17 protein-coding genes are annotated in these 21,554 nt (G+C 37.8%); 16 read left to right on the top strand and 1 reads right to left on the bottom strand.

The window, feature by feature from the left end; genetic code table 11:
* Positions 1-222 precede the first annotated feature (222 nt).
* The 12 genes from AB3I42_RS08915 (at position 223) to AB3I42_RS08860 (ending at position 12,913) form a co-directional block, all read left to right on the top strand.
* Positions 223-669 (top strand): LytTR family DNA-binding domain-containing protein, encoded by a 447-nt coding sequence (locus AB3I42_RS08915; RefSeq protein WP_131773181.1) that lies wholly within the window; start codon positions 223-225, stop codon positions 667-669.
* A complete protein-coding gene (locus AB3I42_RS08910) occupies positions 666-1,097 on the top strand; it encodes a hypothetical protein (RefSeq protein ID WP_368022445.1) in 432 nt (143 codons plus the stop codon). The genes AB3I42_RS08915 and AB3I42_RS08910 overlap by 4 nt, the downstream gene beginning before the upstream one ends.
* A 668-nt stretch (positions 1,098-1,765) precedes the next feature.
* Positions 1,766-2,626 (top strand): ribosome biogenesis GTPase YlqF, encoded by an 861-nt coding sequence (gene ylqF, locus AB3I42_RS08905; protein WP_010719467.1) that lies wholly within the window; start codon positions 1,766-1,768, stop codon positions 2,624-2,626.
* Positions 2,619-3,386, top strand: a complete 768-nt coding sequence (locus AB3I42_RS08900; protein ID WP_010737378.1) for a ribonuclease HII — start codon at positions 2,619-2,621, stop codon at positions 3,384-3,386. Before ylqF ends, AB3I42_RS08900 begins: the two co-directional genes overlap by 8 nt.
* Positions 3,387-3,447: 61 nt before the next feature.
* Entirely contained in the window at positions 3,448-4,305 is an 858-nt protein-coding gene (gene dprA, locus AB3I42_RS08895; protein ID WP_368022444.1) for a DNA-processing protein DprA, read from the top strand.
* Positions 4,306-4,425: 120 nt separating this feature from the next.
* Positions 4,426-6,504, top strand: a complete 2,079-nt coding sequence (topA, locus tag AB3I42_RS08890) for a type I DNA topoisomerase (protein ID WP_010719464.1) — start codon at positions 4,426-4,428, stop codon at positions 6,502-6,504.
* Positions 6,473-7,846: an FADH(2)-oxidizing methylenetetrahydrofolate--tRNA-(uracil(54)-C(5))-methyltransferase TrmFO gene (gene trmFO / locus AB3I42_RS08885; RefSeq protein ID WP_051092533.1), complete on the top strand. Its 1,374-nt coding sequence runs from the start codon at positions 6,473-6,475 to the stop codon at positions 7,844-7,846. Before topA ends, trmFO begins: the two co-directional genes overlap by 32 nt.
* Before the next feature lie 281 nt (positions 7,847-8,127).
* Complete coding sequence (gene xerC, locus AB3I42_RS08880) at positions 8,128-9,027, top strand: tyrosine recombinase XerC (RefSeq protein WP_010737380.1); 900 nt, start codon at positions 8,128-8,130, stop codon at positions 9,025-9,027.
* Positions 9,028-9,066: 39 nt separating this feature from the next.
* Complete coding sequence (gene hslV / locus AB3I42_RS08875; protein ID WP_010719461.1) at positions 9,067-9,615, top strand: ATP-dependent protease subunit HslV; 549 nt, start codon at positions 9,067-9,069, stop codon at positions 9,613-9,615.
* Between the two features lie 12 nt (positions 9,616-9,627).
* A complete protein-coding gene (gene hslU, locus AB3I42_RS08870) occupies positions 9,628-11,028 on the top strand; it encodes an ATP-dependent protease ATPase subunit HslU (protein ID WP_010719460.1) in 1,401 nt (466 codons plus the stop codon).
* A gap of 15 nt (positions 11,029-11,043) precedes the next feature.
* Positions 11,044-11,835 carry a GTP-sensing pleiotropic transcriptional regulator CodY gene (codY, locus tag AB3I42_RS08865; protein ID WP_368022443.1) on the top strand — a complete coding sequence of 264 codons (792 nt, stop codon included), beginning with the start codon at positions 11,044-11,046 and terminating at the stop codon, positions 11,833-11,835.
* Positions 11,836-12,037: 202 nt separating this feature from the next.
* Positions 12,038-12,913: an aldose 1-epimerase family protein gene (locus tag AB3I42_RS08860; protein ID WP_368022442.1), complete on the top strand. Its 876-nt coding sequence runs from the start codon at positions 12,038-12,040 to the stop codon at positions 12,911-12,913.
* 163 nt (positions 12,914-13,076) lie between these two features.
* Here the strand turns inward: AB3I42_RS08860 and plsY are convergent, their stop codons facing one another.
* Positions 13,077-13,715 carry a glycerol-3-phosphate 1-O-acyltransferase PlsY gene (gene plsY / locus AB3I42_RS08855; RefSeq protein WP_010719457.1) on the bottom strand — a complete coding sequence of 213 codons (639 nt, stop codon included), beginning with the start codon at positions 13,713-13,715 and terminating at the stop codon, positions 13,077-13,079.
* 103 nt (positions 13,716-13,818) lie between these two features.
* Here plsY and AB3I42_RS08850 point away from each other — a divergent pair, with 103 nt between their 5' ends.
* From AB3I42_RS08850 to pflB, 4 genes are all read left to right on the top strand, one after another.
* Positions 13,819-14,253, top strand: a complete 435-nt coding sequence (locus AB3I42_RS08850) for a CoA-binding protein (RefSeq protein ID WP_010719456.1) — start codon at positions 13,819-13,821, stop codon at positions 14,251-14,253.
* A gap of 199 nt (positions 14,254-14,452) precedes the next feature.
* Positions 14,453-16,477 carry a DNA topoisomerase IV subunit B gene (gene parE, locus AB3I42_RS08845; RefSeq protein ID WP_010737383.1) on the top strand — a complete coding sequence of 675 codons (2,025 nt, stop codon included), beginning with the start codon at positions 14,453-14,455 and terminating at the stop codon, positions 16,475-16,477.
* An 11-nt stretch (positions 16,478-16,488) separates the two neighbouring features.
* Positions 16,489-18,939 (top strand): DNA topoisomerase IV subunit A, encoded by a 2,451-nt coding sequence (gene parC / locus AB3I42_RS08840; protein WP_010719454.1) that lies wholly within the window; start codon positions 16,489-16,491, stop codon positions 18,937-18,939.
* Positions 18,940-19,212: 273 nt separating this feature from the next.
* The gene (gene pflB / locus AB3I42_RS08835) at positions 19,213-21,444 is read left to right on the top strand and encodes a formate C-acetyltransferase (protein ID WP_010719453.1); all 2,232 of its coding nucleotides are present in this window, start codon (positions 19,213-19,215) and stop codon (positions 21,442-21,444) included.
* Positions 21,445-21,554: the final 110 nt, after the last annotated feature.

Genomic DNA, 21,554 nt, shown 5'->3' with positions numbered 1-21,554 from the left:
AATACTAGAAAAAACGATTAAACCCAATCGAATGTCGTTCATCATTAAAGACAGGAACATTCTTCATTTGAAGAAGCAGGGTACACCTGAATAGGGAGGAAGTATTGAAATGTTTCCTATCTCTTGCAATCTTCTTGCGAAAAAGTGCAACCTCATGGAAAGGAATTGAATATGGTATGCGTACGGCTTAAACTGAGAGTATCAAAGCAAGGAGGAGAAAATTTGAGAATAAAATTTGGAATTGATAATCACATTGCACAGGATACAGTGAAGGTAACTACCCATTCTTCTTGCGAAAAAACGTGGGGGAGAATAAAAGAAGCTATTCTGACTACGGAGCAAACAATCGTAGTAATTGATGCAAAAACAAATAAGAAAGTTTCCAGGCTATTAAGTGATGTCTTCTCAATCGAGTCAAAAGAACAGATGTGTCATGTCGTTTTTACATCAAATGAGAGGTATCTATTAGCTGTACGGTTAAAAATAGTTGAGAAGCAATTTACAAGTTACGGATTTGTGCGGATCAACATTAGTACGCTGGTTAATCGATCTTTTATTAAAGCTTTTCGTTCTACGGATAATGCACGGGTTGAAATTGAAATGAAAAATGGTTCTAAATTTATTGTGAATCGTCACTATGTAAAAAAATTTAAGGAGATGTGGGTATGAGTAAACAGATAAAACATAATTTTTTTCAAACGTTCTCGTTAAGCAGCATCTGGTTGATATTTATAATAACAAGCTTCTTTGCGAAAGAACAGATGATCCATGTTTATTTTCTTTGGCACGTAATGGGTGTTAGTCTAGTTTGTGCATTAGTCTTTGGTGTGATGTATGATGTGCTTTGGAATCATCTTACGCTGAAACCAGTCAGTAATATTTTGATTGCGACTGTTGGAAATACAGTTGCGGGTTTAGCGATTTTCAATTTGCTTTCATTCAAACTGCCTTTTGCAATTTCACCAATTAATCTTTTGGCAATTTATCTTATTTTAAATTTGATCTTACACACCATTGCTTTTTATCTATACGCAAAAAATGAGAGCAAAAAGCAAGCAAGAGCGTTAAATAAAAAAATAAATAACTCAATCGATTAAACGTTAGAAAGCAAGTTGGAAGTTTTCCACTCATTTTTAACTGAAAAAGGATAATCGATAGTTGATGATTCCAAAATTCAGAATCGATAATAAAGTGAAAAAATATCTAAAATTATATTGAGTAATGGATCACGAAGAAGTCTTAAAGGATGTGTTATCTCACCAATTTGTAGCATGGAGGAATTAAGAACCCAGAGAACGGAAAATGCCAAAATGAGAGTGCGATTAGTAGGGAAATATGATAAAATACGGAACAGGCGCCTTTTTGTTATTTATAATGATGTATTTTCTTTTTATTAATAGTAATAAAAGTACAAAATATGTTTGATAAAGAAAAATACCCTAAGGCGTTGAGATTTAGTATCATGATAGAAGGATTATTCTGCCGAACCACTGATGAATAAAAAGCGGTATCCACTTTAAAAAATTGTAAAGTCAGGATAAATGCATAAAAATAATCGCTGATCTTAGGTTCATGGTAGTATGGATAGTTGCAGAGCTGCTTTTGAAAGAGTCTACCCAATAATTGTTTTGAATAATATAAGGAAAATGAGCCTAATCAACTTACTTGATGGTAGTAGACTTGTATGCATAGATTTACTAAGGTTAAATATGATAATGTAAGAATAAGGTTTGAAATCCTTATATGAAAGGAATGAATTTATTCTATGACGATCCAATGGTTTCCAGGGCACATGGCAAAAGCCCGTCGTGAAGTTTCTGAGAAAATGAAATATGTCGATATCGTCTTTGAATTAGTCGATGCACGATTACCTTTGTCTTCACGTAATCCAATGCTTGATCAGATCATCCAACAAAAGCCAAGGTTGGTATTATTAAATAAAGCTGATCTAGCAGACCCCCAACAAACGAAGTTATGGCAAACGTATTTTCAACAACAAGGTCATCAAGCATTAGCGATTACCGCTCAAGAGAGTAAAGGGATCAAAGCGTTGATTCCAGCAGCCAAAGAAGCACTGAAAGAAAAAAGAGCACGTGATGCCGCTCGAGGGATCAAACCACGAGCAATCAGAGCCATGGTTTTAGGTATTCCAAATGTCGGGAAGTCAACATTGATGAACCGCTTAGTTGGGAAAAAAATTGCGCAAACAGGTAATAAACCTGGTGTGACAAAAGGACAACAATGGTTGCGCCTAGGTAGCGAATTAGAGTTATTAGATACGCCAGGAATCTTATGGCCTAAATTTGAAGATGAAGAGATCGGTAAAAAACTAGCACTAACCGGAGCCATTAAAGACCAGTTAGTTCATTTAGATGATCTCGCTATCTATGGCTTAGATTTTTTCGCTCGTTACTATCCAGGAAGAATTGCGGAGCGCTATCAGTTGCCAGAAGAAGCAGAACAACAATTAGCACCTGAATTATTGATGACGATTACTGCAAAGCGTGGCTATAAAGATGATTATGATCGTGGTAGTGAAGTGGTAGTCTTCGATATCCGTCAAGGAAAACTTGGGCGCTACACGTTAGATCGATGTGAAGAAATGGGGAAAACAAGCGATGAGTGAATCGATCCAAAGTATCAAGGAACGATTAAAAACAGTGACGTCGTTAACTGATCCCTTCATTGCCGAACTAAAGCAAGATCAGCGAAAAGGGGTACAACAAGCGCTTCGATCCTTTGAGAAACAAGTAAAAAAAACGGCATTGATCCAAGAAAAATATTTGGAAATGTCATTATTTGAGAAGCAGGCATATGAACAAGGATATGAATGGATTGCGGGGATTGATGAAGTAGGGCGTGGGCCTTTAGCAGGGCCAGTAGTAGCGGCCGCTGTCATCCTACCTAAAGACGAACCGATCCTTGGATTAAATGACTCGAAACAATTATCAGAAAAAAAACGAGAACTGCTTTATGACCAAATCCAACAAAAAGCACTTGCTATCGGTATCGGCATCATTGATGAAAAAAAGATTGATGAGGTCAATATTTATGAGGCAAGTAAACTAGCAATGATTCAAGCTGTAGAAAAGCTGGCGATACGTCCAAATTATCTCTTAATTGATGCCATGACACTGGATTTGCCAATCCAGCAAGAAAAATTGATCAAGGGAGATGCTCGTTCAGTTTCTATTGCGGCAGCAAGTATCATTGCAAAAGTTTATCGTGATGATTTAATGAAAAAATATGATGAACTATATCCAGGTTATGGTTTTGGCCATAATGCTGGTTATGGAACGAAAGAACATCTACAAGGCTTAGCAACACAAGGAATTACCCCTATTCATCGACGCTCTTTTGCACCGATAAAAAATTATTTATCTTAAGATGTTTGACCGTCTCTTGCGTATTTTATTTAAAAGTAACTTCGAGAGGCGGTTTTCGTTCATGGATCAGATTGAAGGATTTTTACTTAAATTAGCTTATGCGAAAGGAATTAGCAGTCAAGGAAAATGGGCGGTTGTCCAGGCTTTATTGGAAGCTCAAACAAGCGAGTTGTCTTCTTATGAAATCATTGAAATCGCAAAAATTGTTCGTCATCGAGAAAAATTTCAAGAAAGTTGGCGGCAAATCAATCAAAATTTTGCGAAATTTAAAACAGCTCAGTCATTCATTACTTGTCTTGACCCGTGCTATCCCCCGCAACTTTTTCATCTTGCGACACCACCGATTCTTTTATTTTATTCTGGTGATCTTTCTCTACTAAAACAAAAGATGCTCAGTGTGGTTGGGGGCAGGAAAACCTCGGTCTTGGCAAAAAAAGTTGTACATGAACTTTTAACTCCGGTCATAGATGCTAACTATGTCATCGTTAGTGGCTGTGCCAAAGGAATCGATACATACGCACATTTGGCTGCGATTAAAAATACTGGAAAGACGATTGCGGTAATCGGTACAGGAATTAAAAAAGCCTACCCAAAGGAAAACCAATTTCTTCAAGCAGAAATTGGAAAGAATCATCTTTTACTTAGTGAATATCCACCATACGAAGGACCAAAACAATACCGCTTTCCCATGAGAAATCGAATCATTGCTGCTTTGTCACAAGGCACTTGTGTCATTGAAGCAAAGCAAAAGAGTGGTTCTTTTATAACAGCACAACAAGCGTTAGAAATCGGTCGAACTGTTTTTTCTGTACCTGGAAATATTTTGACACAATACTCAACTGGCTCCCATCAACTAATTCAAGATGGTGCTGTTTGTGTGATTTCTGGTGAAGATTTATTGTTCGAGTTGAAAGAATAACAGGAACTTCTCATTTGATTTTCTTGACAAACGTTTTCTGAATGGATATGATAAGCTACGATTTGTATGAGTCCGCTTAATATAGTAGGAACATGTCAATGGAAAGGAGTCCATTCAGTAATGGCATATAAATATTTAGTGATTGTGGAATCACCTGCAAAGGCCAAAACCATTGAAAAATATCTTGGTCGTAATTATAAAGTAATGGCCAGTGTCGGTCATATACGTGATTTACCTAAAAGTAAAATGGGAATTGATGTCGAAAACAACTATGAACCCCATTATATTTCAATTCGCGGAAAAGGCGATGTGATCAAAAGTTTAAAATCAGCAGCAAAAAAAGCGCAAAAAGTTTATCTTGCAAGTGACCCGGATAGAGAAGGGGAAGCAATTGCTTGGCATTTAGCCTATTTACTAGGTTTAGATTTATCAGAAAAAAATCGTGTGGTTTTTAACGAAATTACTAAGGAAGCGGTAAAAGCAGCTTTCAAGGAACCAAGAACGATCGACGTGGATTTAGTGGATGCCCAACAAGCAAGACGGGCGTTAGACCGCTTGGTGGGCTACTCCATCAGTCCAATCCTATGGCGCAAAGTCAAAAAAGGATTAAGTGCTGGAAGAGTACAGTCTATTGCATTAAAAATTATCATTGATCGTGAAAAAGAAATCCGTGATTTCATTCCAGAAGAATACTGGAGCATTGACGGTAATTTCAAAAAAACACGTAAAAAATTTAAAGCAAACTTTTGGGGAATTGATGGCAAGAAAAAGAAATTGCCTGATGCCCAATCCGTAAAAGAAGTTACTGATCGTATTGATGGACCAGATTTCACCGTTCAAAAAGTCGAAAAGAAAGAACGGAAACGAAATCCAGCAAACCCATTTACTACGAGTAGCCTACAACAAGAAGCTGCTAGAAAATTGAATTTTAGAACACGGAAAACGATGATGGTTGCGCAACAATTATATGAAGGGATCTCCTTAGGTAAGCAAGGGACTGTAGGTTTGATCACATATATGCGTACCGATTCAACACGGATCGCTGAGACTGCGAAAGCAGAAGCGGCTACCTTCATCGAAGAAACTTACGGGAAAGAATTTTCTAGTCATGCACAACGTAAAATCAAAAATGCGCAAGGTGCGCAAGACGCCCATGAAGCAGTTCGCCCGACAAGTGTCCTACGTACTCCTGAGGAAATCAAACAATATTTAGACAAGGACCAATTAAAACTCTACACCCTTATCTGGTCACGATTTGTTGCTAGTCAAATGACACCAGCGATATTAGATACCATGAAAGTTACCTTAGAACAAAATGGCGTACTTTTTATTGCGAATGGCTCTAAAGTTAAATTTAAAGGGTTCATGCAAGTCTATGTTGAAGGCAGAGATGATGGGAAAGAAGATAAAGAAAATATCTTACCAGAACTAGCACAAGGGGACATTGTTCAATCAGTGGACATTGAACCGAAGCAACATTTCACACAACCGCCAGCAAGATTCAGTGAAGCAACTTTAATCCGTGCTTTGGAAGAAAATGGTGTGGGACGTCCTTCCACTTATGCGCCAACGCTGGATACGATCCAACGACGTTACTATGTCAAATTGACACAAAAACGCTTCGAACCAACTGAATTGGGTGAAATCGTCAATTCTTTGATTTGTGATTTCTTCCCCCAAATCGTCGATATCCATTTTACCGCTGAAATGGAAGGTGATTTGGATAAAATTGAAGAAGGAAAAGAAGCATGGATCGAAGTGGTGGATCGTTTCTACAAACCATTTGAAAAAGAATTGACCAATGCAGAAGAAAAAATCGAAAAAATTCAAATCAAAGATGAACCGGCTGGATTTGACTGTGATATTTGTGGGCATCCGATGGTTATAAAATTAGGAAAGTATGGTAAATTTTATGCATGTAGTAATTTTCCTGATTGTCGAAATACGAAACCAATTGTTAAAGAGATCGGTGTGACTTGTCCAGTTTGTCATGAGGGTCAGGTGATTGAACGCAAGTCTAAGAAAAACCGAATCTTTTACGGGTGTTCACGTTTTCCAGACTGTGACTTTACTTCTTGGGACAAACCAGTAGGACGAAATTGTCCGAAATGTGACCAGTATTTAGTTGAAAAGAAAGTCAAAGGCGGAAAACAAGTCGTATGTATCAATGGCGACTATGAAGAAGACATTCAAAAATAAAATGAGAAGAGGTCTTTATTTGAAAACTGTTAATGTAATAGGTGCAGGATTAGCTGGAAGTGAAGCAGCTTGGCAAGTCGCTCAAGCAGGTGTTCCTGTTCGTCTATACGAGATGCGCCCAGTGAAATCAACAGAAGCACACCATACAAGTAATTTTGCAGAGTTAGTCTGTTCCAACTCCTTGAGAGGGAATAGTTTAGCAAATGCAGTAGGTTTATTAAAAGAAGAAATGCGACGGTTAAATTCAGTCGTGATCACTTCAGCTGATGAAACAGCTGTTCCAGCTGGCGGTGCCTTAGCAGTGGATCGGGATTCTTTTTCTGAGACGATCACACGTAAAGTCAAAGAACACCCGCTAGTAACAGTCATCAATGAAGAAATCACTGAAATTCCAGAAGGGATCACGATCATTGCTACTGGTCCCTTAACCTCTCACCCGTTAGCTGAAAGTATTAAAGCATTCAATGGTTCTGACGGATTCTATTTTTATGATGCAGCAGCACCGATCGTAGACAAAGCAACGATCGATATGGATAAAGTCTATTTAAAATCACGCTATGATAAAGGGGAAGCAGCTTATCTAAACTGTCCAATGACTGAAGAAGAGTTTAAAGCATTCCACGAAGCTTTAACAACAGCTGAAGTAGCCGAACTTAAATCATTTGAAAAAGAAAAATACTTTGAAGGCTGTATGCCGATCGAAGTGATGGCTCAGCGTGGATTTAAAACAATGCTGTTTGGTCCAATGAAACCAGTTGGATTAGAAGATCCAAAAACCGGTAAACGCCCTTATGCGGTGATCCAGTTACGTCAGGACAATGCCGCTGCCTCATTGTATAACATCGTTGGTTTCCAAACGCACTTAAAATGGGGAGAACAAAAACGGGTTTTCCGTATGATCCCAGGTTTAGAAAACGCAGAATTTGTCCGTTATGGTGTAATGCACCGCAACAGTTTTATGAATTCACCAGAATTATTGAAACCAACTTATCAATCAACGAAGCGTGAAGACTTGTTCTTTGCAGGACAAATGACTGGTGTGGAAGGTTATGTTGAAAGTGCAGCTAGTGGTTTGCTTGCAGGGATCAATGCTGCTCGTTTAGCTAAAGAAAGTGAGCCGATTGAGTTTCCACGAGAAACAGCGATTGGGAGTATGGCGTATTATATTACACATGCTGAAGGAAAACATTTCCAACCAATGAATGCGAATTATGGTTTGTTCCCTGAATTACCAGAGCGCATTCGTGACAAAAAAACACGTTATGAAGCGATTGCTCAAAGAGCACTTCAGGCAAATGAACAAATAAAAAAAGAATTAATTGATGAAGTAACAGCTCAGTAACATGAAGTGAGCCCGGGACAAAGGTGTTCCGGGCTCTTTACTAGGCATAAAACAAATATACAACGCATCTTTTATTTGCAGTGTTCCAAAAGGATTTTTTCTTTTGGTAAAAAATGAGTAAATATCAGATTAAAAAAAAGATCGTAATCTAAGAAATTTGTCAAATTAATTGTTTCAATTGTGAACAAACTTAGAAATATTGATTAAATTCTGACAATTTATTTGTTTTTTTAATTTTGCTATGCTAAATTTATCTCTGGGATTAAAAGGAAGGTGATAAAATGCTAGAACAAACGTGGAAAGATAAGTTTTTGCGTTATTTAATCGTGGAACGTGGTTACTCTGAAAAAACACGAGAAGCATACGAGGAAGACCTCACTAATTTTGAAAGATTTCTTACAGAATCAGGAGAGGATGATTTATTAAAAATCAATCACTTAGATGTTCGAGTGTATTTAAGTTACCTAACTGATGAAAGATATAGCAGAAATTCGATCAGTCGTAAGATTGCAAGTCTGCGCTCTTTTTATCAATACCTTTTAAAAGAAGAAGTGATCAAAGAAAATCCTTTTTCTTATGTCCACCTAAAAAAGAAAAATTTGAAACTACCTCGCTTTTTTTATGAGAATGAAATGCAAGTATTATTTGACAGTGTCAAAGGAGAAAAACCTTTAGATTTGAGGAACCAAGCGCTATTAGAAGTTCTTTACGGTTCGGGGATTCGATTAAGCGAGTGCAGTAATTTGAAACTAGCAGAAATCGATTTCGACTCCGAAGTCATGTTGATTCATGGTAAAGGGAATAAAGAACGGTATGCACCACTTGGTTCATTCGCACAAGATGCCTTACAAGAGTATTTTGAAAAAGGGCGAAAGGTGCTGATGGATAAATACCACAAGAGTCATGACTATGTTTTTGTGAACCATCATGGTGAACCAATTACGCCAACAGGGATCGAGTATGTATTGAATCAAGTGATTAAAAAGAGTAGTTTAGATAGTTCGATCCATCCACATATGCTGCGGCATACCTTTGCTACACACTTGCTGAATAATGGTGCAGATATGCGGACAGTTCAAGAGCTGTTGGGTCATGCTAATCTATCTACTACACAGATCTATGCTCACGTGACAAAAGAAAGTTTACAAAAAAATTATCGCTCGTTTCATCCAAGAGCGTAATAGAAAAGGATCAGTAATCTTAATTGGGAGGAAATAACTATGGTAGAATCACAATTTCATTCAACGACGATTTGTGCCGTTGAAAAAGATGGAAAATTTGCAATGGCAGGTGACGGTCAAGTTACAATGGGCGAATCCGTGGTGATGAAAGGAAGCGCAAGAAAAGTCCGTCGAATCTATAATGATGAAGTCATCGTAGGATTTGCTGGAAGTGTCGCAGACGCATTTACATTGGAAGAAAAATTTGAAGGCAAATTAAATGAATACAATGGTAATTTACAGCGAGCTGCAGTGGAATTAGCGCAAGAATGGCGGACACAACAGTCCATGCAAAAACTAGAAGCAATGTTGATCGTAATGAATGAAAAAGAAATGTTATTAGTTTCAGGTACTGGGGAAGTGATTGCACCAGATGATGGAATTTTGGCTATTGGTTCAGGAGGGAATTTTGCATTAGCTGCTGCTCGAGCAATGAAGAACTACGCACAAAACGACATGAGTGCCAAAGAAATCGCAGAGAATGCATTGAATATTGCAGCAGACATTTGTATCTTTACAAATCATAATATTATTGTGGAAGAATTATAGAGGTGAAGAAGAATGTATGAATTAAAACAAACACCAAGACAAATCGTTAATGAATTAGATCAATATATCATTGGACAACAAGCAGCTAAAAAATCAGTTGCGGTCGCTTTGCGCAATCGCTATCGCCGTTTACAATTAGATGAAAAAATGCAACAAGATATCACACCTAAAAATATGCTGATGATCGGACCAACAGGGGTAGGGAAAACAGAGATCGCTCGCCGATTGGCAAAAATCGTCAACGCTCCTTTCGTGAAAGTAGAAGCAACGAAATTTACAGAAGTAGGTTATGTTGGTCGAGATGTGGAGTCGATGGTTCGTGATCTAGTAGAAAATGCGATCCAGATCGTTGAAAAAGAACAATATAGTCGTGTATATACTGAAGCTAAGAAAAGAGCAGAAAAACGATTAGTAAAAGTGCTGGTTCCTGGAATTAAAAAAGAACAAAAACAAACAGGAAATCAATTTGAACAAATGATGAACATGTTCAATGTTGCGCAACAAAATACAGCAGAACCGCAAGAAGAAGTGACTGAAGAAATCCGTGTCAATCGGAAAACGGTTCTAGAACAATTACAAAAAGGTTTACTTGATAACCGTCAAGTAACAATCGAAATAGAAGAACAAAAGAAACCAGCTCCAATGATGAACAATGGTTTGGAACAGATGGGCATTGATTTAAATGAAACATTAGGGGCGCTAACACCGAAGAAAAAGGTTGAGCGCACGTTAGCAGTAAAAGATGCACTTGAACTGTTGATCAAAGAAGAATCAAGTAAACTAGTCAAAGATGCTGACATCCATAGTGAAGCCATTCAATTAGCACAATCAAGCGGGATCATTTTTATTGATGAAATCGATAAAATCACTTCAAAATCACAACAATCTGGTGAAGTATCACGTGAAGGCGTCCAAAGAGATATCCTGCCAATCGTTGAAGGTTCACAAGTGAACACGAAGTATGGAGTTATCCAAACGGATCACGTCTTATTTATTGCTTCTGGTGCCTTCCATTTATCAAAACCAAGTGATTTGATTCCAGAATTGCAAGGACGTTTTCCAATACGTGTAGAATTAGATGATTTAACTGCAGATGACTTTATTAAAATCTTGACTGAACCAAACAATGCACTAATCAAACAATACGTAGCATTAATTGGTACAGAAAATGTTTCAGTTATCTTTACGAAAGAAGCAATTGAGAAAATCGCTCAAATCGCTTATGATGTGAACCGCGATACAGACAATATCGGAGCTAGACGTTTGCACACGATCTTAGAAAAATTGTTAGAAGACTTATTGTTTGAAGCACCTGACATGCAAATGGGAGAAATCACGATTACGGAAGCTTATGTAGAAGAAAAATTAGGTTCGATTGTAGCAAATGAAGATTTAAGTCGTTTTATTTTATAAAATCGGAGGAAGAAAATGACGGATTTATTAACAAAAACCCGCAATATCAACAAATTATTACAACAAAAAAATACTTTCGATCTGCGAGCTGATTTACCTTACGATAAAATGGCTGTGACATTAGGTGCTATTTTAGATAGTAATGTCTATATCATTAGCAGTGAAGGAGTTTTATTAGGCTATGATGAACGTCATGATGTCAACAATGAACGGATAAAAATGATGTTTGTTGAAAAGCAATTTCCCGATTCTTATACTGACACAGTTGATCAATTGAACAAAACGGAAGCCAATATTCCGATCAGTAGTGAAATGACTGCTTTTCCTTTTGAAGCAAAAGAAAAATACCCATTTGGTTTGACGACAGTAGTCCCTATTTTTGGTGCTGGCGAGCGGTTAGGAACCATTATTTTATCAAGGATGGAACAAGCCTTTACCGATGAAGACCTAGTGTTAGCTGAATATGGTGCGACGGTAGTCGGCATGCAGATCCTTTATCAAAAATCACGTAGTATTGAAGCGGATGTCAGAAGTGCAACAGCTGTCCAAATGGCGATCAATACTTTGTCTTATAGCGAATTGAAGGCAGTTCAAGCGATTTTTGATGCCTTAGAAGGCGATGAAGGACGTTTAACAGCATCCAATATTGCGGATAAAATTGGGATCACTCGCTCAGTGATCGTCAATGCATTACGTAAATTAGAGTCAGCTGGGATCATTGAATCACGCTCCCTTGGGATGAAAGGGACGTATTTAAAAGTTCTAAATTCCAGATTCAAAGAAGAATTAACAAAACACAGTTACTAAAAATCTATGACCGATTGATTAGATGAATCTATTCAGTAGGAACGAAGTAAACAAAAAGAGTCTCCTTTGGGTTTTCTTTTCGCTGAAACACACGAGTAATGCCAAGGATGATTCGGATACTTCTTGTTGGAAAAAATAAGAATAGCTTAGGACCTGAGACTAGCTATCTCAGGTCCTAAGATTTAACGGTGGAGGAATTATAATGACTGTAATCATTCAAAATGATCAATTGATTGCTGAAATTGCTGAACATGGAGCAGAATTGGTCAGTTTAAAATCAAAGGATAATAATCTTGAGTATATTTGGCAAGCTGATCCAGCGTATTGGGGAAGACATGCGCCCGTTTTATTTCCATTTGTTGGAAGATTAAAGGATGACCAATACACGTACCAAGGAAAGACTTATTCAATGGGGCAACATGGCTTTGCGAGAGATATGGATTTTGAAGTAATCGAACATGGTCAAGAATTAGCCAGCTTTTTGTTAAGAAGCACATCCGAGACCAAAAAAAATTATCCTTTTGATTTTGAATTAGTGATTTCTTATGAATTAGGTGGAGATGGGATCACTGTTCATTATCAAGTGGCTAATACTGGAGAAGAAGAAATGTTCTTTTCGATTGGGGGTCACCCAGCCTTTAATGTTCCTCTGGAAGAAGGATTGACTTTTGATGATTTTTATCTTGCGTTTTCACCTAAAAAATCACGTTTGCGTTTACCTTTAAGTGGGCCATATATCGATATGGAACAAAAAACACTTGGACAAACAAATACCAACCTTGCATTAGTACACGATCTTTTTGAAAATGATGCACTAGTATTTGAAACGAAAGGATTGAACGCTTATGCCATCCGTAGTGAAAAATCTAGCCACAGTGTGACATTGAGTTATAAAGATATGCCATATGTTGGGATTTGGTCACCTTATCCAAAAGAAGCGCCTTTTGTTTGTATCGAACCTTGGTGTGGTATCGCAGATACAGTAAGCAGCTCGGGAGAATTGATGGAAAAAGCTGGAATCAATCAACTAGGCGCACATGAAATTTTTCAAACAAAATATTCGATTACGGTAAAATAGTGGTTATCCTAAAGTTGTTTGATTTCAATTAATCAGAGGAAATCAGGTATAATGATTCATGTTCCCTTTATTTTGCTAATCGTTTCTTTTCGCTTCTTAACGAATCAATCATTTAAAAGCTAAAAAAACAGTTGGCTGATTAGTCAACTGTTTTTCTCTCAGGTCAATTTTTTTTCTTACTACTATTCAATCCGAAGGGGATACGACTTTCTGTATGGTTTTTGATTCGTAGGATATTCTCTTTATGGCGATAGAAAATAAAGGCAGAAACTAAAAATGCAATGATCGTCAATAGCCAGTTTTGCTTAGGTAAGATACCAGGTGCGATGTAAGGAAGGATAATCGTTGATAAAGTGATCAAAGTTGCACTGATCATACTTGTTAAACTTACCATACTAGTACAAAAGAGCGTAACAACGAAGATGATACTGGAATAGATAAAAAATAGAGGATTGAATCCAAGTAACATTCCAGCACTTGTTGCAACTGCTTTGCCTCCTTTGAAGCCAGCGAAAATAGGGAATGTATGACCTAAGATCGCACAAACACCAAACCATAGGGGATTAATGGTTGTAACGTGGAAAATAACTGGTAAGCAAGTTGCCAAGGTTCCTTTCAAGATATCCATGAACAACACAATTGTACCTGCTGTTTTTCCTAAAACTCTAAAAGTATTGGTGGTGCCAGTATTTCCGCTACCATGTTGGCGGATGTCTTTTTTGAAAAATAATTTACCTATCCAAACCCCCGAAGGAATCGAGCCTAGAAGATAGGCAAGTACCAATAATAAAATTAATTTCATTGTTCTACCTCTTTCAATTTGAAACTAATATTTATTTTATCATGAATAAAGTACGTGAACAATTGGAAATACTTGAAAGAGTGAAGGAAAGGGAGTATTATTTATGTCATTTGAAAATCCAACACAAGAAAAAATCTTCGATTATTTAAAAACAGCAAAAACGATTGCAATTGTTGGTTTGAGTAACAAGGAAGAACGAACAAGTTACCAAATTGCTCGATTTCTGCAAGAACGGGGATATCGTATCATTCCAGTGAACCCATTATTAGCAGGAGAGATCATTTTAGGCGAAAAGGTCTATGCATCGCTACAGGAAATCCAAGAACCGATCGATATCGTGGATATTTTTCGGCGTAGTGAATTTTTGCCAGAGGTAGCTGCTGACTTTTTACAGACTCAAGCAAAAGTATTTTGGGCGCAATTAGGTATCGCAAATGAAGAAGCAGCAAACAAGCTTCAATCAGCAAATCGCAAAGACATCGTCATGGATCGTTGTATAAAAATCGAGTGGAACAATATGAACGAAAAAGATAACTAAATGTTTGCATTTTAAATAACGTGAAATATTTAATCGGCAAGACAAAAGCGAACAATAGAATAAAAAAGATGGTATTCTCAAAGGTTAGTTAGTAATTAAGTTTTAATTCTTTCCTAACCTCTTTTTTTTCATGCGTATTTCTAGTATGATTATCGTGATGCGGTTTTAACCGTAAAGTATTATTGAAGGAGCGTTTGCCTTGGCAAAAAAAGTAAAGAACGAATATAATGATGCATCGATCCAGGTTCTTGAAGGATTAGAGGCAGTTAGAAAACGACCAGGAATGTATATCGGGTCAACGGATAGCCGGGGCTTACATCATTTAGTCTATGAGATCGTTGACAATGCGGTTGATGAAGCTTTATCTGGATATGGAAATGAAATTGATGTAACCATTCATGAAGACAATAGTATCACTGTGACAGATAGCGGTCGTGGTATGCCAGTTGGGATGCATGCTTCTGGTATCCCCACAGTTGAAGTGATTTTTACTGTACTACATGCCGGCGGAAAGTTCGGTCAAGGAGGATACAAGACCTCAGGGGGACTACACGGTGTCGGAGCAAGTGTGGTCAATGCTTTATCAAAATGGTTGGTTGTTACAATCGTCCGTGATGGGATTGAATACCAACAAAAATTCAGCAATGGTGGTAAGCCTGATGGTACACTGAAAAAAATCGGGAAAACCAAGAAATCCAATGGAACGACAGTTCATTTCTTACCAGATGACACGATCTTTTCCACTACTAAATTTTCTTATGATATTTTATCTGAACGTTTGCGAGAATCAGCTTTTCTTTTAAGAGGAGTAAAAATCACACTTTCTGATCTGCGTGGTGAAGAACCAATCAAGGAAGTTTTTCACTACGAAGAAGGAATCAAAGAATTTGTTGACTACCTAAACGAAGAAAAAGATACGTTGACACCAGTTGTTTATTTTTCTGGTGAAAAAGACGGTATCGAAGTCGAAGTTGCTTACCAATATAATGATGGATATTCAGAAAACGTGTTGTCATTTGTGAATAATGTCCGAACGAAAGATGGAGGCACCCATGAAGTCGGTATGAAGTCAGCGATGACGAAAGCCTACAATGAATATGCCCGAAAAGTGGGCTTGCTGAAGGAACGAGATAAGAATCTCGAAGGTAGTGATTTTAGAGAAGGTTTAGCAGCTGTTCTCTCCATTCGAGTACCTGAGAATCTCTTACAATTTGAAGGACAGACAAAAGAAAAATTGGGTACACCAATTGCCCGTACGGCAGTAGATAATGTCATTGGAGAACAAATGGGCTTTTATTTACAGGAAAACAGTGAAATGAGCCAAATGTTAGTGCGAAAAGCAATCAAAGCCCGAGAAGCTCGTGAAGCTGCCCGAAAAGCTCGAGAAGAAAGCCGTAATGGGAAAAAACGTAAAAAAGGTGAATCATTACTCTCAGGAAAACTGACACCTGCTCAATCACGAAATCCGAAAAAGAATGAATTATACCTCGTGGAGGGAGACTCTGCTGGTGGTTCAGCAAAACAAGGAAGAGACCGTAAATTCCAAGCCATCTTGCCTCTTCGTGGGAAAGTGATCAACACTGAAAAAGCAAAAATGCAAGACATCTTGAAAAACGAAGAAATCAATACGATGATCTATACGATCGGTTCAGGTGTTGGACCTGAGTTTTCAATTGAAGATTGCAATTATGACAAAATTATTATCATGACCGATGCGGATACCGATGGTGCACATATTCAAGTGCTATTACTGACGTTCTTTTATCGTTACATGAAACCATTGATTGAAGCAGGAAAAGTGTATATCGCATTACCACCGCTTTATAAGGTTTCTAAAGGTCAAGGAAAAAAACAAGTGGTCGAATATGCTTGGACAGATGATGAATTAGCAGCGACCATCAAAAAAATTGGTAAAGGCTATATGTTGCAACGCTATAAAGGTCTTGGAGAAATGAATGCAGAACAATTGTGGGAAACTACCATGGACCCAGCCTCTCGAACGTTGATTCGCGTGAGGATAGATGATGCTGCTCAAGCGGAACGTCGCGTGACGACATTAATGGGGGACAAAGTTGAACCTCGCCGAAAATGGATCGAAAATCATGTGCAATTCACGTTAGAAGAAGATGGTAGTATCTTAGATAAAAAAGAAGATATTGAAAATACAGCTACGTCTAATGAATTGTTCGATGAAGAGAAACAATCTGAATTAGTAGAAGAATAGGAGGTCACCTAATGGAAGAACGTCAAGAAGTCCAAGAACTAACCCTAGAAGAAGTGATGGGTGACCGCTTTGGACGTTACTCAAAATATATTATTCAAGAAAGAGCATTGCCAGACATCCGAGATGGATTGAAACCCGTTCAAAGACGAATTTTATTTGCGATGAATAAAGATGGCAATACTTTTGATAAAGGATTCCGTAAATCTGCCAAATCTGTCGGAAATATCATGGGGAATTATCATCCTCATGGGGACAGTAGTATTTATGAAGCCATGGTTCGGATGAGTCAGGATTGGAAGCTAAGAGAAGTACTTATAGAGATGCACGGAAATAACGGTAGTATGGATGGTGACCCACCAGCTGCTATGCGTTATACAGAAGCACGGCTCTCCCAATTGAGTGGTGAAATGTTGGCAGATATTGAAAAAAATACGGTTGATCTTGTATGGAACTTTGATGATACTGAAAAAGAACCAACTGTGTTGCCAGCGAGATATCCAAACCTATTAGTCAATGGTTCAACGGGAATTTCCGCTGGTTATGCTACGGAGATCCCTACCCATAACTTAGCAGAAGTCATTGATGGTACGATTTACCTCATTGATCATCCCCAAGCGAGTTTAGAGAAACTAATGGATTATATCCCTGGTCCTGATTTTCCTACTGGGGGAATCTTACAAGGAAAAGCAGAGATCAAAAAAGCTTATGAAACTGGACGTGGAAAAGTCATTCTGCGATCAAAGACTAAAATTGAAGCGATTAAAGGGAACAAGCAGCAAATCGTGATTTCCGAGATCCCTTATGAAGTAAATAAAGCCACATTAGTGAAGAAAATGGATGAAATCCGTTTAAATAAAAAAATCGATGGCATTGCTGAAGTTAGAGATGAAAGTGACCGCACTGGATTACAGATCGTGGTTGAATTGAAAAAAGATGCTAACGCACAAGGTATCCTCAATTACCTGTTTAAAAATACTGAACTACAAATCAATTACAACTTCAATATGGTAGCTATTGATCACATGACACCGCATCAAGTGGGGTTAAAAGATATTTTAAGTAGTTATATTGATCATCGAAAACAAGTAATCACGAAACGAAGTCAATTTGATTTAGAAAAAGCACAAAAGCGCCAGCATATCGTAGAAGGTTTAATGAAAGCTTTGTCGATCTTGGATGAAGTCATTGCCACGATTCGAGAAAGTAAAGATAAGAAAAACGCGAAGCAAAATTTAGTCGAAGTTTTTCAGTTTACGGAAGAACAAGCTGAAGCAATCGTGACGTTGCAACTATATCGTCTAACAAATACGGATATTACGGAATTACGTAAAGAATCAGAAAGCTTAATAGCACAAATCACTGAATTAAACAAAATTCTATCTAATGATAAAGAATTATTCTCAGTCATGAAGAAAGAACTTCGTGAGGTCAAGAAAAAGTATGCTAATGCACGTTTAACGACAATTGAAGACGAAATCGAAGAAATCAAAATTGATACAAAAGTGTTAGTAGCACAAGAAGATGTGATTGTCAGCGTAACGAAGGAAGGTTATGTGAAACGGACTAGTCTACGTTCATATAGTGCTTCTAAACCAGAGGAAATCGGCATGAGAGAAGGGGACTATCTCTTGTATTCTGGTGAACTAAATACCTTGGATCATGTGTTGTTGATCACCAATAAGGCAAATGTCATTTATCGTCCTGTCCATGAATTGCCAGATTTAAAATGGAAAGATGCTGGAGAACATATTTCACAAACGATTGTCAATCTTTCGGTTGATGAATCGATTCTAGCTGTTTTTCCATACAAAAAAATCGAAGCAGAAAAAACATTGGTCTTCATCAGTAAAAATGGCTGGGTAAAACAAACTCGAATGACTGAATTTGAACCATGGCGTACTTATAAGAGTCGTCCGTTAAGTGGCATGAAACTCAAAAGTGACGATGATGAATTAGTTGCGTCTTACTTGGTAGAAGGTCAAACAGATTTAGATCTCTTTTTAGTCACCTACCAAGGGATGGGGTTACGATATCCATTAGAAGAAGTACCTGTGGTAGGAGCAAAAGCTGCTGGCGTTCGTTCAATCAACCTCAAAGACGAAGATACTGTCGTTAACGGGTTACTCGTTTTGACAGAAGGAGATACGCCAATCATCATCGTCACTCAACGTGGTGCGGTAAAACGGATGCTTGCGCAAGAAATTAGTCAAACCTCTCGAGCAAAACGTGGTGTTACGGTTCTACGTGAACTAAAGAAAAACCCACATCGAGTTATTCATATGTCTGAAGGAAACGCCAAAGAAATAATGATCATCAATCAAAAAGGTCAAGAGCTAATGATTGACCCAACGGATTATCCGATTGGCGATCGAACCTCTAATGGCTCATTTGCAGTTGACGAGAAAAAAGGTGGCGAAGTGATCAAAGTCATTGAGCCACCTGAAGTAGCCATTACCGATTAACTGTTATAGTTTTTTTGAAAGAAGGTAGATCTGTTTTAATACAGAACTACCTTCTTTTTTCTGATTATTAAAAAATTATAAATATTAAGATAAAAAATATGAAAGTGTTCACAATTGCTAAAGCTTGGTATATTAGCGTTTGTTGATATAAGCGAATAAAAACGCCATCTTTTGTTAAATAAAAAACAAGAAAACCCTTGCAAAGATGCTCGTCTGTGTTATACTAATCACGTAAAAACTGTTACATAAAACAGATAACGGGAGGTCCATACAATGGAGCAATGGAATGGATTTAAAGGAACGAAATGGAAAGAAGGCGTAGATACAAGAGACTTCATCCAAAATAACTACACTGAATACCGTGGAGACGACAGCTTTTTAGAAAAACCAACTGAAGCAACAGAAAAGCTTTGGGCAGAATTACAAAAACTAAATGATATTCAATTTGAACGCAATGGCGTTTATGACATGGACACAGAAATCGTTTCAACGATTACCTCACATGATGCAGGTTATTTAGACAAAGATCTTGAAAAAATCGTTGGTTTACAAACAGATAAACCATTGAAACAAGCATTTATGCCATTTGGTGGTATCAATATGGCTAACAATGCATTAACAAGTAATGGTTACACACCTAATGATGAGTTGACACATATCTTTAGCGATTGGCGTAAAACACATAACCAAGGTGTATTTGATGCCTATACAGCTGAAATGCGTGCAGCACGTAAAAACAAAATCATTACAGGCCTTCCAGATGCTTATGGACGTGGACGAATCATTGGTGACTACCGTCGTATCGCATTGTATGGTATTGACTATTTGATGGAACAAAAGAAAAAAGACCATGATATGACAGGTTTCCATACAATGGATGAAGAAGTCATTCGTCTTCGTGAAGAAATTACAGAACAATATCGTGCTTTAGCACAAATGAAAGAAATGGCTGCAAAATATGGCTATGATATCTCTAAACCAGCTGCTAATGCAAAAGAAGCAGTACAATGGTTATACTTCGGTTATTTAGCAGCCATCAAATCACAAAATGGTGCAGCAATGTCAATCGGACGTATCTCTGCTTTCCTAGATATCTATATCCAACGTGACTTAGATAATGGCGTGATCACCGAACAAGAAGCACAAGAATTGATCGATCACTTAGTCATGAAATTACGTATGGTGAAATTTGCCCGTACACCAGAATACAATCAATTATTCTCAGGATTCCCAATCTGGGCGACTCTTTCAATCGCTGGAATGGGCTTAGATGGACGCTCATTAGTAACTAAGAATGATTTCCGTCTATTGCACACATTGACTAACATGGGTCCTTCTCCTGAACCAAACTTAACAGTTTTATATTCAGAACATTTACCAGAAGGCTTCAGAACTTATGCAAGTAAAATTGCGATCGAAAGCTCATCTATCCAATTTGAAAATGACAATCTTCTTCGCGAACAATGGGGTTCAGATGATTGCGCTATTGCATGTTGCGTATCTGGAACAGTTGTTGGAAAAGATATGCAGTTCTTCGGGGCTCGTGCGAACTTAGCAAAAGCATTATTATACGCAATCAACGGTGGGGTTGATGAAGTAACTGGTGCCCAAGTTGCTCCTGAATATCGTCCAATCACAGCTGATGTATTAGACTTTGAAGAAGTAAAACACAAATTTATGAATGTGATGGACTGGTTAGCTGAGTTATATGTGAATACATTAAACATCATCCATTATATGCATGATAAATATTCTTATGAAGCAGCTCAACTAGCATTGATGGATTCAGATTTGAAACGTACATTTGCAACAGGGATTGCTGGAATCTCTCATGCAGCGGATAGCTTGTCAGCAATCAAATATGCAGATGTGAAACCAATCCGTAACGAAAAAGGAATTGCCGTTGATTTCGAAGTAACTGGCGACTTCCCTAAATACGGAAATGACGATGATGCAGCAGATGAGTTAGCAGAATGGATCTTAGAATACTTTATGACACAAATCAAACGTCATAAAACATACCGTAACTCCACACCAACAACGTCATTATTAACAATCACATCAAACGTGGTTTATGGTAAAAACACTGGTAACACACCTGATGGACGTGAAGCAGGTAAACCTCTTGCTCCTGGGGCAAACCCAAGTTACAATGCAGAACAAAATGGATTGTTGGCAAGTCTTAACTCAACTGCTAAAATCAATTATGGGTATGCACGTGACGGGATCTCTAATACGCAAACGATCAATCCTTCCGGTCTTGGAAAAGATGAAGAAACACGTATCGGCAACTTGCGTAATGTATTAGATGGTTACTTCTCTAAAGGAGCGTACCATTTGAACGTCAATGTATTTAGTAATGATCTATTACGTGATGCTATGGAAAATCCAATGAAATACCCTAACTTGACGATCCGTGTCTCAGGTTATGCTGTTAAATTCCGTGATCTAACGAGAGAACAACAATTAGACGTATTGATGAGAACATCACACGATAGAATGTAAAGCGGAATAAATAATACGATCTATCATTAAAAAGAACGATTGAAAAAGGTTGAGGGCAAGGCGGAGGTCTTTGCCCTCGTCTTTTCCTAGCAATCGGTTGATTCAAGTGT

The organism is Enterococcus sp. C53, assembly GCF_040887425.1.
Classification (GTDB): Bacteria; Bacillota; Bacilli; order Lactobacillales; family Enterococcaceae; genus Enterococcus_B; species Enterococcus_B hirae.
The sequence above is the reverse complement of the archived record's forward strand: the minus strand, read 5'-3'. Positions and strand labels throughout refer to the sequence as shown.